This is a genomic window from Vibrio sp. 11-4(1) (assembly GCF_013048625.1).
GTDB lineage: Bacteria > Pseudomonadota > Gammaproteobacteria > Enterobacterales > Vibrionaceae > Vibrio > Vibrio diabolicus.
Genome location: NZ_VHSY01000006.1, coordinates 340420 through 352834, shown reverse-complemented (window position 1 = coordinate 352834; position 12415 = coordinate 340420). Strand labels below are relative to the sequence as shown.

The 12415-nt window shown below is 44.4% G+C and carries 13 protein-coding genes; 1 reads left to right on the top strand and 12 read right to left on the bottom strand.

What is annotated here, in order from left to right; translation table 11 throughout:
• Positions 1–8: 8 nt before the first annotated feature.
• The 10 genes from FKN16_RS14595 to nrfB all read right to left on the bottom strand — a co-directional run bounded on the left by FKN16_RS14595 (position 9) and on the right by nrfB (position 9204).
• Positions 9–1391 (bottom strand): di-heme oxidoredictase family protein, encoded by a 1383-nt coding sequence (locus tag FKN16_RS14595; RefSeq protein ID WP_170903000.1) that lies wholly within the window; start codon positions 1389–1391, stop codon positions 9–11.
• Positions 1392–1488: 97 nt separating this feature from the next.
• Entirely contained in the window at positions 1489–2751 is a 1263-nt protein-coding gene (locus tag FKN16_RS14590) for an imelysin family protein (protein ID WP_047009973.1), read from the bottom strand.
• A gap of 176 nt (positions 2752–2927) precedes the next feature.
• Entirely contained in the window at positions 2928–3584 is a 657-nt protein-coding gene (gene ribA / locus FKN16_RS14585) for a GTP cyclohydrolase II (RefSeq protein ID WP_005394759.1), read from the bottom strand.
• 216 nt (positions 3585–3800) lie between these two features.
• Positions 3801–3977, bottom strand: coding sequence for a hypothetical protein (locus FKN16_RS14580; protein ID WP_005394761.1), 177 nt, complete (start codon positions 3975–3977; stop codon positions 3801–3803).
• Between the two features lie 146 nt (positions 3978–4123).
• A complete protein-coding gene (nrfF, locus tag FKN16_RS14575; RefSeq protein WP_170902999.1) occupies positions 4124–4534 on the bottom strand; it encodes a heme lyase NrfEFG subunit NrfF in 411 nt (136 codons plus the stop codon).
• The gene (locus FKN16_RS14570) at positions 4521–5054 is read right to left on the bottom strand and encodes a DsbE family thiol:disulfide interchange protein (protein WP_170902998.1); all 534 of its coding nucleotides are present in this window, start codon (positions 5052–5054) and stop codon (positions 4521–4523) included. The genes nrfF and FKN16_RS14570 overlap by 14 nt, the downstream gene beginning before the upstream one ends.
• Complete coding sequence (gene nrfE / locus FKN16_RS14565; protein WP_085343485.1) at positions 5032–6936, bottom strand: heme lyase NrfEFG subunit NrfE; 1905 nt, start codon at positions 6934–6936, stop codon at positions 5032–5034. The genes FKN16_RS14570 and nrfE overlap by 23 nt, the downstream gene beginning before the upstream one ends.
• A gap of 9 nt (positions 6937–6945) precedes the next feature.
• A complete protein-coding gene (gene nrfD / locus FKN16_RS14560; protein WP_109169691.1) occupies positions 6946–7917 on the bottom strand; it encodes a cytochrome c nitrite reductase subunit NrfD in 972 nt (323 codons plus the stop codon).
• Positions 7914–8600: a cytochrome c nitrite reductase Fe-S protein gene (gene nrfC, locus FKN16_RS14555; protein ID WP_012841634.1), complete on the bottom strand. Its 687-nt coding sequence runs from the start codon at positions 8598–8600 to the stop codon at positions 7914–7916. The genes nrfD and nrfC overlap by 4 nt, the downstream gene beginning before the upstream one ends.
• A 1-nt stretch (position 8601) precedes the next feature.
• Positions 8602–9204, bottom strand: coding sequence for a cytochrome c nitrite reductase pentaheme subunit (gene nrfB, locus FKN16_RS14550; RefSeq protein WP_109169692.1), 603 nt, complete (start codon positions 9202–9204; stop codon positions 8602–8604).
• Positions 9205–9653: 449 nt separating this feature from the next.
• Here nrfB and nrfA point away from each other — a divergent pair, with 449 nt between their 5' ends.
• On the top strand, positions 9654–11081 hold the full coding sequence (gene nrfA, locus FKN16_RS14545; protein WP_170902997.1) for an ammonia-forming nitrite reductase cytochrome c552 subunit: 1428 nt from the start codon (positions 9654–9656) through the stop codon (positions 11079–11081).
• Positions 11082–11168: 87 nt separating this feature from the next.
• Here the strand turns inward: nrfA and FKN16_RS14540 are convergent, their stop codons facing one another.
• Both FKN16_RS14540 and FKN16_RS14535 read right to left on the bottom strand, forming a co-directional pair.
• The gene (locus FKN16_RS14540) at positions 11169–11723 is read right to left on the bottom strand and encodes a hypothetical protein (RefSeq protein WP_170902996.1); all 555 of its coding nucleotides are present in this window, start codon (positions 11721–11723) and stop codon (positions 11169–11171) included.
• 41 nt (positions 11724–11764) lie between these two features.
• On the bottom strand, positions 11765–12388 hold the full coding sequence (locus tag FKN16_RS14535) for a hypothetical protein (protein ID WP_170902995.1): 624 nt from the start codon (positions 12386–12388) through the stop codon (positions 11765–11767).
• Positions 12389–12415: the final 27 nt, after the last annotated feature.

Here is a 12415-nt window from a genome sequence, read left to right as displayed (position 1 = left end):
TTGGTTCCTTATAGAGAATTCAGAAACGCAATCAATGCGTCACGTTCTTTTTTGTTCAGTGCTAGCACGTTTTGTTTGGCCGTTTCCGCTTCGCCGCCGTGCCACAACACCGCTTCCATCAGATTACGGGCGCGGCCATCATGTAAGAAGTAACTATGCCCGTTTACTTCTTCGGTATAACCAATGCCCCATAGGGGTGCCGTTCGCCATTCACGGCCGTTTGCTAAGTACTCAGGACGGTTATCGGCTAAACCTTCACCCATGTCATGCAGAAGCATGTCTGTATATGGATGGATAAGCTGCTCAGAAAGCGCTGGTAACTCTGGTCGCTTCGCCGTTTTGACACTGGTCTTATGGCAGCTTTCACAGCCAGATGCAGCAAAGATTTTCTGACCGAGTTTCACGCTAGGATCGTTCATATTTCGGCGAATAGGTACGGCTAAGTGCTGGCTGTAAAACTCAACGAAGTCGAGAATATTTTCACTCACTTCTGGTTTACCGCCATTTGGCATGTCGTCACAAATACTTTGTTTCGAGGTACAGTTTTCATTGGGGAATAAATGGCTCGTCAGACCCACATCACCATTGAATGCTGCTGCATTTTGCTGCATTAACGTCGGTTGTCCGGCTTTCCAGCCAAAACGACCAATCGAGAAGTCGTCCTTCTCAATATCCCAAACTTTGTTTACTTTACCTGAGATACCGTCTTTATTTGCATCTTGTGCATCAGCCCATGCAAGTAGCGTTTCGTCAGGAATACTCTCTAACAAACCAAGGCCGATCATTGGCGATGCAACACGCGCTGAAAATTCCGTATCAGGGTGCATATCGCCGTAACCTAGATCGGTAATATTCAAATGAGGTTTTCTTAGTGTCACCGTCGTGCCGTCTTTAAACTTCACTGGCACATCGGTGTACGTGATTTCGATTGTTCCTTCTGGCGTTTGATCTTGCAGGGCAAAGTCTTGGAGCTGGCCGCCATAAGTCGGCTCAGGTATAACGCCGTCTCTGATGTACGCTGTTTTTTGTTCTGACGTCATCGCAGGGATGCTCAAACGCACTAACATGGACACCGCATGCAAATCATTTTGCTCTGGAGGGTGACCACGACCATCTTTGATGTGGCAGTTTTGACAACCATTTGTATTGAAAAGAGGTCCCAAACCATCTCTGGCATCGGTAGACGCTGGCGCTTGTACCCAAGGGTTGCGGAAAAAACTATTGCCCACGCTAAAATCAAGACGTTTACTCATAGGAAGGTTCGCGGCAGGAAGAGAATACGCGTTGGCGCCTTCTTTTTTCACGCTCGTTTGTCCACCAGATTTCACATCATACGCGATAGCAGTAGAAGAAAAGATCACGGCCAAGGCCGAAATTAAGTAAGGCTTCATATCATTGCTCTAAAACACAACAAGAGGAGTGGGATAACAGCGAGTTAAAACGGTAAAGGGCTCAAACGAGCCCTTTCAATTATTTTTTGTACTTTGATTAAAACTCGTGGTCAGCAGTATCAGGGCTTAGGCTATCAATGCCAATGATACCCGCAGCACGCTCAATTGAACCGGTTTGAGCAACCAATGACATGATGGTGTCATTCACTAACGTGTTGCCTTGTGCATTACCCGCTGCAATTAACTGGTCGAAGTGTTGGTTGTTCTTCTCCGCAGACGTAACCAATTTACCAACTTGGTTACGCGTAACATCAAACTGCTTCTGGATCTCTTTAGCTGCTTGTTTGTCTTTTTGAGCCACTAGGTCAGCAATACTCGGACCAGAAAGCAATGTGCCGTCTTCACGCTTGTAAAGACCTGTGTAAACGTTATAGATGCCCTGCTCGTTGTAGTAATGAGAGTTGTGCGTATTGTCTGAGAAACAATCGTGCTCATCTTCTGTCGAGTTTGCTTCCAACGCCACCTTCATGCGCTCACCAGCAAGCTCACCCAAAGACAATGAACCCATACCGAACAACATTTTACGTAGACCATTATCCGCAGAATCATTAAGAAGCGTTTCACGGTAGTTGCCTTTCACTTCCGCAGACCACTGTTTTTCCATCCATTCAAGGTCTTGAACCAGTAGATCGGCTGCCGCTTTTAGGTACTCACCACGACGGTCACAGTGACCATTCGTACACTCAGAACCGACAACGAAGTCTGTGTAAGCGCGCTGACCTGCGCCTGCGTTTGTGCCGTTTAGGTCTTGACCCCAAAGTAAGAATTCAATCGCGTGGTAACCTGACGCAACGTTTGCCTCAGAACCACCTACTTCGTTGAGATCCGCTAGCAATTCTGGAGTAATTTTTGAAACGTCTAGTTTAGAAGCACCAATCTGTAAACTGGTGTTTGCGATGATGTTTGCAGCAGCGCCTTCGTTACCGAGTTCATATTGGTAATCTGTCGCTACGTAGTCAATTAGGCCTTCATCAAGTGGCCATGCATTTAACTGCCCTTCCCAGTCATCAACAATCGCGTTACCAAAACGGAATACTTCAGATTGTTGGTACGGAACGCGAGAGTCTAGCCACGCTTGTTTTACTTCTTCAAGCTTATCCGCTGATGGCGATTTTAGGAATTCGTCGATTTTTACGTCGAGCGTTTTCGCCGTTGTCACTGAGTCAGCAAAGACTGCATGTGCAACGTCTGCATAATGTTCAACGACTTGTTGTTTCGTTACTTGGGCAGCAACGGTAGAACCACTGGCAATGAGGAGTGATGCAGCAATAGATTGGACTAAAACTGTTTTTGCATTCATCTGAAGCATCCTTGTTGAGCAATTTATTTGTTTTATTCGTAGTGCTAATTATTCTTATTTGCACTATTAGTCACGAGATAATACAAATTTACAATTTATTTTCAACTCTAGATACAAAAAAAGCCTCATCATTGTGAGGCTTTTAACATGTAAAACTGATGATTTAATAAATAAAATCAGAATTTTAGATTGTGCTTACCATGAGAAACTTTTGCTTTTAGGTAGCTTTCATTACCATCTTTAATATGTGCAGAGGTATTGACAACCTCAACAATCTCGATGCCGTATTCTGCTAATTCACGGATTTTCTTAGGGTTGTTGGTCACAAGGCGAATTTTACTCACACCTAATGCTTCGAGCATTTGCGCTGCTTCAGTGAAATCACGAAGGTCATCGTCAAAACCCAAATGGTTGTTTGCTTCATAGGTGTTCATACCTTGGCTTTGCAAACGGTACGCATCAATCTTATTGTATAGACCAATACCACGACCTTCCTGACGTAGGTATAAAATAATACCGCCAGATTCGCCCATGCGTTGAATGGTTTCTTCTAATTGCTCGCCGCAATCACAGCGGGATGAGTGAAAAACATCACCAGTAAGACATTCTGAATGCATACGCACCAAAGGCGTTTCTTGCGTTTGATCCGCTTGCCTAAAGATAACTGCCACATGCTCTTTATCTGTCTTCAGGCCACGAAAAGACAGGATTTCAGCATCGATATTACTTTTAGCCCCGACTTTAAAATCTACTCTGGCACGTACTTCCGCCATATCTATACTCACTCGATTTATTGCTTGATGCGCTTGATGCGTTTTCGTTATTGCATTCATGGGATTCACTCATTGCTCTTCAACTATGGGGATTGATACCGCATTTTTCAATATAGAGATCACAATTGAGAGCAGTTATCCCCTAAAGACAGCCAAAGAGAACAACTCCCCGCGCTGACGAATTGTTATAGTATAACAATTTTGAAAAACTACAATAAAAAACCCCAGACAAATTTTGTCTGGGGTTGATAATGAGTTGTATGTAGGGGTGATGATTTAATGTGTTTGGCTACGTTTCCAAACCGTAAGCTCTATCCATACCGCTTCGAGTTCTTGAATTTCTTCTTCGGTTAATACGGCGAGAGACGATGTAACTTGAGGCAGTTTCGAGGTTTGCAATGCACGAATCTGCGAATAAAAGTCTTTTTTTAACTGTAATATAACTGAATCCACTGCGTGCACCTACTTAGTTCTTTTATTACTTCTCCAGCTCAAATCGTTGATTTTCTTTATACTGGAATCTTCATAAATTCGGAAAAATGATAACATTCTGTTTGTTATCTGCACGATTTATTTCCCATAGTGGAATAGTGGTCACATTATTGACGCTTTATTATTTTGATCGAAAATAGGATAAAAAAGATCAAAAGTAATAGAGGAAAGATCCACAACGCTGCTGTCGAATAATTAAATGGTGGCTGATACAAAACGATATTCCCATATCTCTGAACCAAATAATCTTTTACCTCTTGATCCGTACTTCCTTCGTTTACCATCGAGTACACTTTCAATCTTAAATCTTTAGCGGCTTGTGCATTAGATTCAACAAGGTTTTGGTTTTGACATTGTGGGCATCGCAAAGCCTTGGCTAATGCATTTGCTCTTTGTTGCAGTTCAACGGAATGAAATTCAAACAGATCAACATGCTGCGTAATTTGCTCTGCTTTGACCCAAGAAGAACACAAAGAAAACAAAACAATAATGAAGTAAGCATATTTAAAGTGAGACATTAAAATACCCCGAAAATAACGAATTCCATTTGTCTATTGTTAACTTACCTCTATATTTGATCAAAACATTGCCATTTTGATCAATTAAGTAAGTTTCAGGTGTTCCTATTACACCAAGTTCAACCGCCAGTTGCCCATTAGGATCGGATATAACTTCGGTATATGGATTGTGTGAAGAGCTCAAATAGCGTTTAGCCGCGCTCTCTTTATCTCGATAGTTAAGACCAACGATGGGCACACCTTGTCGAGCTAAGTTGAGCAAATCATCATGTTCTTGTTTACAAACCCCACACCAAGACGCCCAAACATTCAATAGCACATAACCTTGATTTTCTAGTACTGCATCGGTAATTCGATTGCCTGAAATAAGTGAGTAAGCGGTAAAATCCGGGATAGATAACACACGATTTTGTTGTATCTCCACGTTTGGTCTATCGGACAATGCCATTGTCGCGGTGACAACAAAAATCGCAACTAACAATATGAGAACGATCAGTTTAAGCGTATTTTTCGATCTCATTACCTTTTCCCCTTCGATTCGTCATACTCCCCAAAGCACTTATTACGATTAAAGCGCCACCAAACCATATCCACCAGATACCCGCCCGATATTGCACTTTAATTGCGTAGGCGCTGTTGTCGAGCTTGTCACCCAAAGTGATGTAGTAGTCTCCATGCCATAGTGATCGAATAGCGGGCTCGGTCATATTCATCACGCGCACAGGGTAATGCCGTTTCTCGGGTTGAAAGTTCAGCGCCTTACCGCTCTCCAAATAAAGATCAACACTTCCCTGTTCTGCGGTGTAGTTCGGCCCAACTAACCATTCAATCCCGTGGTAATCAACGGTGATACCCGCTTTTTGATACGAGCTACCAGGCCCTGCCCGTAAGTTGTATTCATACGAATAGTCACTATTAAATACTGCCCCGCTTGCAGCCAACGCAAAGCCAACATGAGCAAGAAACATAGGCATTAATTTGCTCTTGTTTTCTGCACAAAACAGCAATAGCACATGAGAAACCACTACCCACGTCGCTAATACCAGAGTAATCAAAGTCGTTATATGAAGCTCTTTAGTAGCAAAAACGAAAATAGCGCTAACCGCAATAACATGAATACCGACAAACCCAATAGTTTTAACGGCATGAGGACTGGCTCCTTTCGTCCACTTCAACACGGGCATAAAGGCGAGAAAGGTCAGAGCAAGTAATGTAAGGGGAAAAACGAGGCTGTTAAAGTAAGGTGCCCCAACGGATATATTACCCAAGCCAAGCAGTTGATAAAGCATTGGGTAAAAGGTACCGAGGAAAACAATCGCCATACAAACAACGAGAAGTCCAATAGCGATGTATACCATGTAGGCACGACTTATTAACGAATCGAGCGTAAAACGAGGAATATGTAGCCCTCGCATAATGAGCACACCAAAGGTGACAATCACCAAAATGCTGAGAACAGCAAGAAGTACTACACCTTTGGTTGGATCAACCGCAAACGCGTGTACTGAGGTTAATACACCCGATCTCACCACAAATGTGCCGAGAATACTCAAACTGAACGTCGCAAAAGCCAATGCGTAGGTGCTCCAAATTGCTCCTTTATTACGCTTCGACAACACACCGCTATGCAGTAGTGCGGTACCCATTAACCAAGGCAGCAAAGACGCGTTTTCTACCGGGTCCCAAAACCACCACCCGCCCCAACCTAACTCATTGTATGCCCACCAAGAACCGATCAAAATTCCAATTGTTAGCGTACCCCAAGCAAAGAAAGCGGCACTACGGGCAACACCATACCATTCATTTATAGGTCGTTTCGCTAATAACGCAGCTAAGGCGAACGCCAGTATCGCGGCATAACCAACGTAACCCAAATACAACAGCGGTGGATGAATAATAAGCCCGATATCTTGCAACATCGGATTGAGATCTCGTCCCTCCAACGCTAGTGTCTGAGCATACTCAAAAGGATTGGACGTGGTGAGGGTAAACCAAGCGAAAATAGCAATAAGTAAGTTCATGATACCCAAGCAATCGCCTGTATATTGAGTGCAAACTGGCGACTTGATAGCAATAAAAGACGCCCATAAGCTCAACGTAACCACCCAAAACAACATAGACCCTTGATGGCCGCCCCAAGCAGCTGCAATCTTAAACGCGATAGGTAACTGGCTGTTCGAGTGTGTAACCACATACTCAAGCGCAAAATTATCCTGAATAAAACAGACTATCAAAAGCGCCAAACAAACTAAGGAGGCTAAGCTGATAATATGAGACGTTGCGGTTTGGTGTGGCAACACTCCCTTCTTCCGCAGCGTAAAGCAAACCCAATGCAGCAGCGTCGCACATGTCGATGCGACAGCCACCAATATCAACAAAAAGAAACCGAGCTCAGCCTCCATTTAGCCTCCTTACACGATGGTCATTTGACCAGCATAGAGAATGAAAGTACGCAGCATGAGTACGCCAACCAAACTCAACGTTGTGACCGCAAAAACGTAACTTCCTCTATGACGAACTTCTGAAGGCGTTAGCCAGTTTAGTATCAACGGTGTGATCATTCCGATGAGCACTACCCCAACCCAGAACCACTGAGCCCAGAATCCACTCGAAATGGCATTCCAAGCCGCGGCTTCATTTTGCCCGCCACTAAAGATAAGCCCAGTAAAGAATGTCACTAAGACAAACAGCTCAAACAATACCACTGGGCGTTCAAATCCGTGCACCCAAGACACACTAGGGCTGCTGGTCGACTCTTTAAACACCAAGATGCCGAACATCAAACATGCTGCTGCGCCAGATGACAAACTAGAGAATAGGAATAAGATTGGCAGAACTGGATTGTTTAGCATTGGGTAAGTCTTCAATGCAGACAATAAGAAGCCGGTGTATGCCGCAAGCACGATCGCTAAAAAGCCCAAGAACAACTCAATCGCGTTGTTGGCTTTCCCTGCTTTAATCAAGATGCCATCGGCAAAATCCAACAGTTTGCTCGGTAACTTCCCTTCACAAAAGCTGATGATTTGATGACGGAAGATAACGCCGATCCAAACAAACAGCACTAGCATGTACACTTGGAACAAGACAACGCCCATCGACATCACGGAAGTCGGGTTGTAGTAAATCATGATCTTCCAAAACTCAAGCGGTTTAGTTAAGTGGAAAATCAAAATCACTAAGCCAGAAATAATGCCAAATGGCGCTAGCCAAGCCATTGCTTTTATAATGCCATTGTTTGCGGGATCACCTTCAATCACTTTGCGTTTTAAATAGATAGAAATCATCACCGCACCTGCTGACATCCCAGCAAGGAATAAGTAAATCGCAATAATCCAATCCCAGACTAACGAGTCAAAGTGGAATGCACTTTCGAAGCCGTTCATGATGACACCTCCCCTTTACTATGCGGAATTTTGTACAGTTTAGGCTGCGTACCTAAATGCGATTTATCGCGATAGACAACATGGCTTTCGATAGCTTTGCTCACCTCGCTAGCTGGGTCATTTAAATCACCAAAGATGAGTGCTTTTGTTGGGCAAGATTCCACGCAAGCTGGCTGCTTACCTTGCGCCAGGTTGGTATCGCGGCAGAAGTTGCATTTATCCGCAGAGTGATCGACTGGATTAAAGAAGCGCACTTGGTAAGGACAAGCAGCAAGGCAATAACCACATCCGACACATTTCTCTTTGTGTACATCCACAATGCCCGTCGCTTCATCTTTGTATGCTGCGCCTGTTGGGCACACATAGACACATGGTGGATTATCACAGTGCTGACAGGATTCGCGAGTAAACTGGTATTCCACATCTGGGAATTCGCCAATCGGTTCACTGCGATGAATTTTAAGTCGCGTCACGCCTTCAGGGACTTTATTTACTTCGCGACAAGCATCGGTACAAGCGGTACAGCCAATGCAGGCATTTTCATCATGAACCATACCCATGCGCTTCGCTTGTTCACTGTTGCTGGCATAAAGAGAGGAGCTAACAACGGAAGTGCCCGCAACGCCTGTAGTTAAAATCAACGCACCGCTGCTAGCTAAAAAGTTTCTTCTCGAACATTTCATGCTATCTCTCCTCTTCTTTGGCAAGTTCAGGTTCGACGGCAAATTCAGAGTGACAATCCACACACTGCTTAATCAGCTGTTTTCTGTCATAAGACAAAGCTTTGGTTTTTGCGGCATGAACATCATGACAGTTTGAACAAGTGAGATTCTTGGCGTGCACATCGTGCGTCCAATGCTTTTCTCTTAACTTAAGTGGCGCGTGACAATCCACACACTGGCTATTAGCTTTGAGAATCAAGCTTGGGTCAAGGGACACTTTGTCGTGCACCGCTTTCGATTGCGCAGCAGAAAACTTAATCACATCGGGTGCGCCTTCACGGTGATCAGGGCCAATGTTGCTGTGGCAGTTAGTGCAATTGAGCTGCTTACCTTGACTCAATAACGCTTGCGAATCATGCGATAGATTCAGAGTCTCTTTTGCATCCTTATGACATTGAAGACATTTATAGTCTCGGTCACGGATCAACTCGACTTGATGACGCTCAGCTTGAGCACCTTCAACTGGCTCTGAAGAAGTCGCATGGGCGGCGGTGAAAAAACCATAGATGGCAAAGATGAAGAGAAATTTCAGCATTGTCTCTATGGTCAATTTTATATTGCCCATATTTTTCTTTCCTTAGCTCGATAATAATTGATAACTGTTATCAACTATTATTTGAGCAACAATTAATTTCCTCTGAAGATATTTTCACACCTTCAAATGACATCAATTCTTATTTTGGAAAGCCACAACGCTAAACCTGTATTTATAATACCTCTATAATTCCTAAGAGGTAGAATCACATGTTCAAAAAGCGAACTTAATCACCTTATTTTTAAAATGGTTATCACCATAACACACTGTGATTAAAGGGGATTACAATATACCACTTTAGGGGTATATGAACTTAAACATGATTAAGATCACTAGCATAATTTGATCTAAAACAAGGCCAATTTCGGTCACTATTTCATCTATTCAATTCACTATTAATATTAACGATAGATCTCCGATTCTTATTTGGAATAGCTCCTCACAACGCTGCTAATAAAAACGAATATGGAGATAACACCGTGAGCATAAAACACTGGATGAGCGCACCTATCGCGGTTGCGACCTTATTCGCCAGCCAATTATTTTTGGTTGGTGCTCCTTTGGCGGCAGAGGATACTGGTCTCATAGAGCCTCGCAATGATACCTTTGAACGAAACCATCCTGACCAATATCACTCTTGGAAAGCCACATCGGAAAGCGAGCATATTGAAGATGCCTTAAGTGAAGACCCAAACATGGTGATCTTGTGGGCCGGTTATGGTTTTGCTAAAGACTACAACAAAGCGCGCGGTCACTTTTACGCGCTTGATGATGTGAGGCAAACCCTCAGAACTGGCGCACCAGCAGACGAAAACTCCGGGCCAATGCCGATGGCTTGTTGGAGTTGTAAAAGCCCAGATGTCGCCCGCGTAATTGAAGAGCGCGGTGAAGACGGCTATTTTGAAGGTAAATGGGCGCGCTTGGGCTCAGAAATCGTCAACCCTATCGGTTGTTCCGATTGCCACAACACGGGCTCTGAAGCCTTCAAGAAAGGCGAACCTGCGCTGGCACTGACTCGCCCATACGTTGAGCGTGCTTTTGATATTATTGGTAAAAACTTTGATGAACAGTCTCGCTTAGATAAGCAAGCATCGGTCTGCGCTCAATGTCATGTCGAGTACTACTTCACAGGTCCGACTAAAGCAGTCAAATTCCCATGGGGCATGGGGACCAACGTCGCGGATATGGAGAAATACTACGACGCGTTAAACTTTAAAGATTGGACGCACGCCGTTTCTAAAGCACCAATGCTTAAGGCGCAACACCCAGGTTTCGAAACTTGGAGAGCGGGTATTCATGGCAAAAACAAAGTGGTGTGTGTGGACTGTCACATGCCTAAAGTAACCAAAGAAGACGGTACGGTATACACTGACCACAAAGTGGGTAACCCGTTTGATCGTTTTGAAGACACCTGTGCGCAATGCCATACTCAAACCAAAGAGCAGCTACAAGGCATCGTTTCGACTCGCAAAGCGCAAGTACTAAACATGAAGCTAACCGCCGAGAAGCAAATTGTGGCAGCGCACTTTGAAGCTGGTGCAGCATGGGAAGCAGGGGCAACAGAAGAAGAGATGCAACCTATCCTACAAGATATTCGCCATGCACAATGGCGTTGGGACTACGCGATTGCTTCTCACGGTGTTCACATGCATGCTCCTGAGGTAGCACTTGAAGTACTCGGTACCGCAGTTGATCGCGCTGCTGACGCTCGTACTAAGTTAGTTCGTTTACTGGCAACAAAAGGTATTACTGACCCAGTTCAAATTCCAGATATCTCGACCAAAGCAAAAGCGCAACAAGCACTAGATATGGATATGGAAAAGATGAACGCAGACAAGAAACACTTCCTAGAAACGGTGGCACCAGAATGGGATAAAGCAGCTGCTGAGCGCGAAGCAACGTACTGATCAGTATCGATTACACTAGGTTAAATGGATAAAACGAAGGGCGCACGTTGCGCCCTTTTTGTTTGATAGAAGGCAGAGGAAAACAGATTAGCGACGAGGAAGTCTCAGCCTAGGCTGAATATGTGGACGTGTTTTAGGCATCTGCACATTTGGGCGTGTAACTGGGCGCTGGATCTTCGTTTCCGGCAATGCTTTTCTTTGTTGAACCTTTTCTTTCACCGCTTTATCTTGTAAAGCCGTAGGCTCGATGCGCTCGGGGCGGTTCTCCCACTTGGTTTGAATCTCCTTCTTTTGCTCGTCAGGCAGCGATTGCCAATGATCGTCAAGCTGTCGCTTCATGCTATCGATATTGGCGGACATATCACCGTCTTTCCAATCTTCGACTTTGTCTTTGATGGATTGCTGTTGCTCTTCATCCAAGCCATTCCACCACTCTTCTAGTTTCTCTTTGTATTCATCGTCGTTGTCGCAACAACCCGGATAGTAATAAATCCAGTAGTCGTCATGATCGTACCACCACGGATCGTAATAACCTGAAGAATAATAAACCGAAGAGGACGAACCAGAATGATCGGAAGAGCTACAACCCGCTAATACAGCGCCGCACAGCACCACCAATATTCCGAACGCTTTATTCTTCATTCGTCCCCCACCTTTCTTCTATTACTTATTAGAGTCTACGCCTACAACAGCTCTTTCGCGTTATTGATCGAGTTAATAATTTGTACTCGATCCAAGCTTGGATCGTTCGAGTCGAGTAAGAGCACCCAAGTATCAATGGCTTCCTGAAAGCGGAATGACAGAAAATGATCATTGGCAATCAACGACAAAGCCGCTTCATTATGCGGTTCTATCTGCAAAGCTTGTTCTAGAAGCAAACTGACTTCTTGCGTCATTGATTGCTGGTGAATGTAGTATAAGGTCGTCGCTTTCGCAGCAAGTTGCGTGGCACCGACTGGCTCAGTCAGTTGGATGGCATAATCAAAACAAATCAGCGCGCCATCCAGTTCTCCCTCTAGCAGGTAGCCCTGCCCTAGCTGAAACCACAATTCGGCATTGTTTGGGTCTTCACGCAATTGGTCTTGAATTTCCCGCATGATATCGCGAGCAGTCATCATTCGAGAGACTTCAGCTTGAATAGGTTGTGGAGGAGATTGACGCAACAATAAGAAGCTAGCGCTGGTTAACACTAGTACCAAAGCACAAAAACCGAACCATTGTGCCGCTCTTACTCTTGAAGCGCTGAGCGATAATACGACGACGAATAATCCCATCAAAGTGATGGCAATGAAAAACCAAACAGACATAACGCGCTCCCTAGACAAACTGAGTAT

What these genes read in the sequence shown, in the direction of transcription:
- nrfC (WP_012841634.1), bottom strand. Translation starts at nt 8,600, where the DNA reads ATGAAATGTTCGAGAAGAAACTTTTTAGCTAGCAGCGGTGCGTTGATT.
- FKN16_RS14535 (WP_170902995.1), bottom strand. Translation starts at nt 12,388, where the DNA reads ATGTCTGTTTGGTTTTTCATTGCCATCACTTTGATGGGATTATTCGTC.
- nrfB (WP_109169692.1), bottom strand. Translation starts at nt 9,204, where the DNA reads ATGGGCAATATAAAATTGACCATAGAGACAATGCTGAAATTTCTCTTC.
- FKN16_RS14590 (WP_047009973.1), bottom strand. Translation starts at nt 2,751, where the DNA reads ATGAATGCAAAAACAGTTTTAGTCCAATCTATTGCTGCATCACTCCTC.
- nrfF (WP_170902999.1), bottom strand. Translation starts at nt 4,534, where the DNA reads ATGTCTCACTTTAAATATGCTTACTTCATTATTGTTTTGTTTTCTTTG.
- ribA (WP_005394759.1), bottom strand. Translation starts at nt 3,584, where the DNA reads ATGAATGCAATAACGAAAACGCATCAAGCGCATCAAGCAATAAATCGA.
- FKN16_RS14540 (WP_170902996.1), bottom strand. Translation starts at nt 11,723, where the DNA reads ATGAAGAATAAAGCGTTCGGAATATTGGTGGTGCTGTGCGGCGCTGTA.
- FKN16_RS14595 (WP_170903000.1), bottom strand. Translation starts at nt 1,391, where the DNA reads ATGAAGCCTTACTTAATTTCGGCCTTGGCCGTGATCTTTTCTTCTACT.
- nrfD (WP_109169691.1), bottom strand. Translation starts at nt 7,917, where the DNA reads ATGAACGGCTTCGAAAGTGCATTCCACTTTGACTCGTTAGTCTGGGAT.
- FKN16_RS14570 (WP_170902998.1), bottom strand. Translation starts at nt 5,054, where the DNA reads ATGAGATCGAAAAATACGCTTAAACTGATCGTTCTCATATTGTTAGTT.
- nrfE (WP_085343485.1), bottom strand. Translation starts at nt 6,936, where the DNA reads ATGGAGGCTGAGCTCGGTTTCTTTTTGTTGATATTGGTGGCTGTCGCA.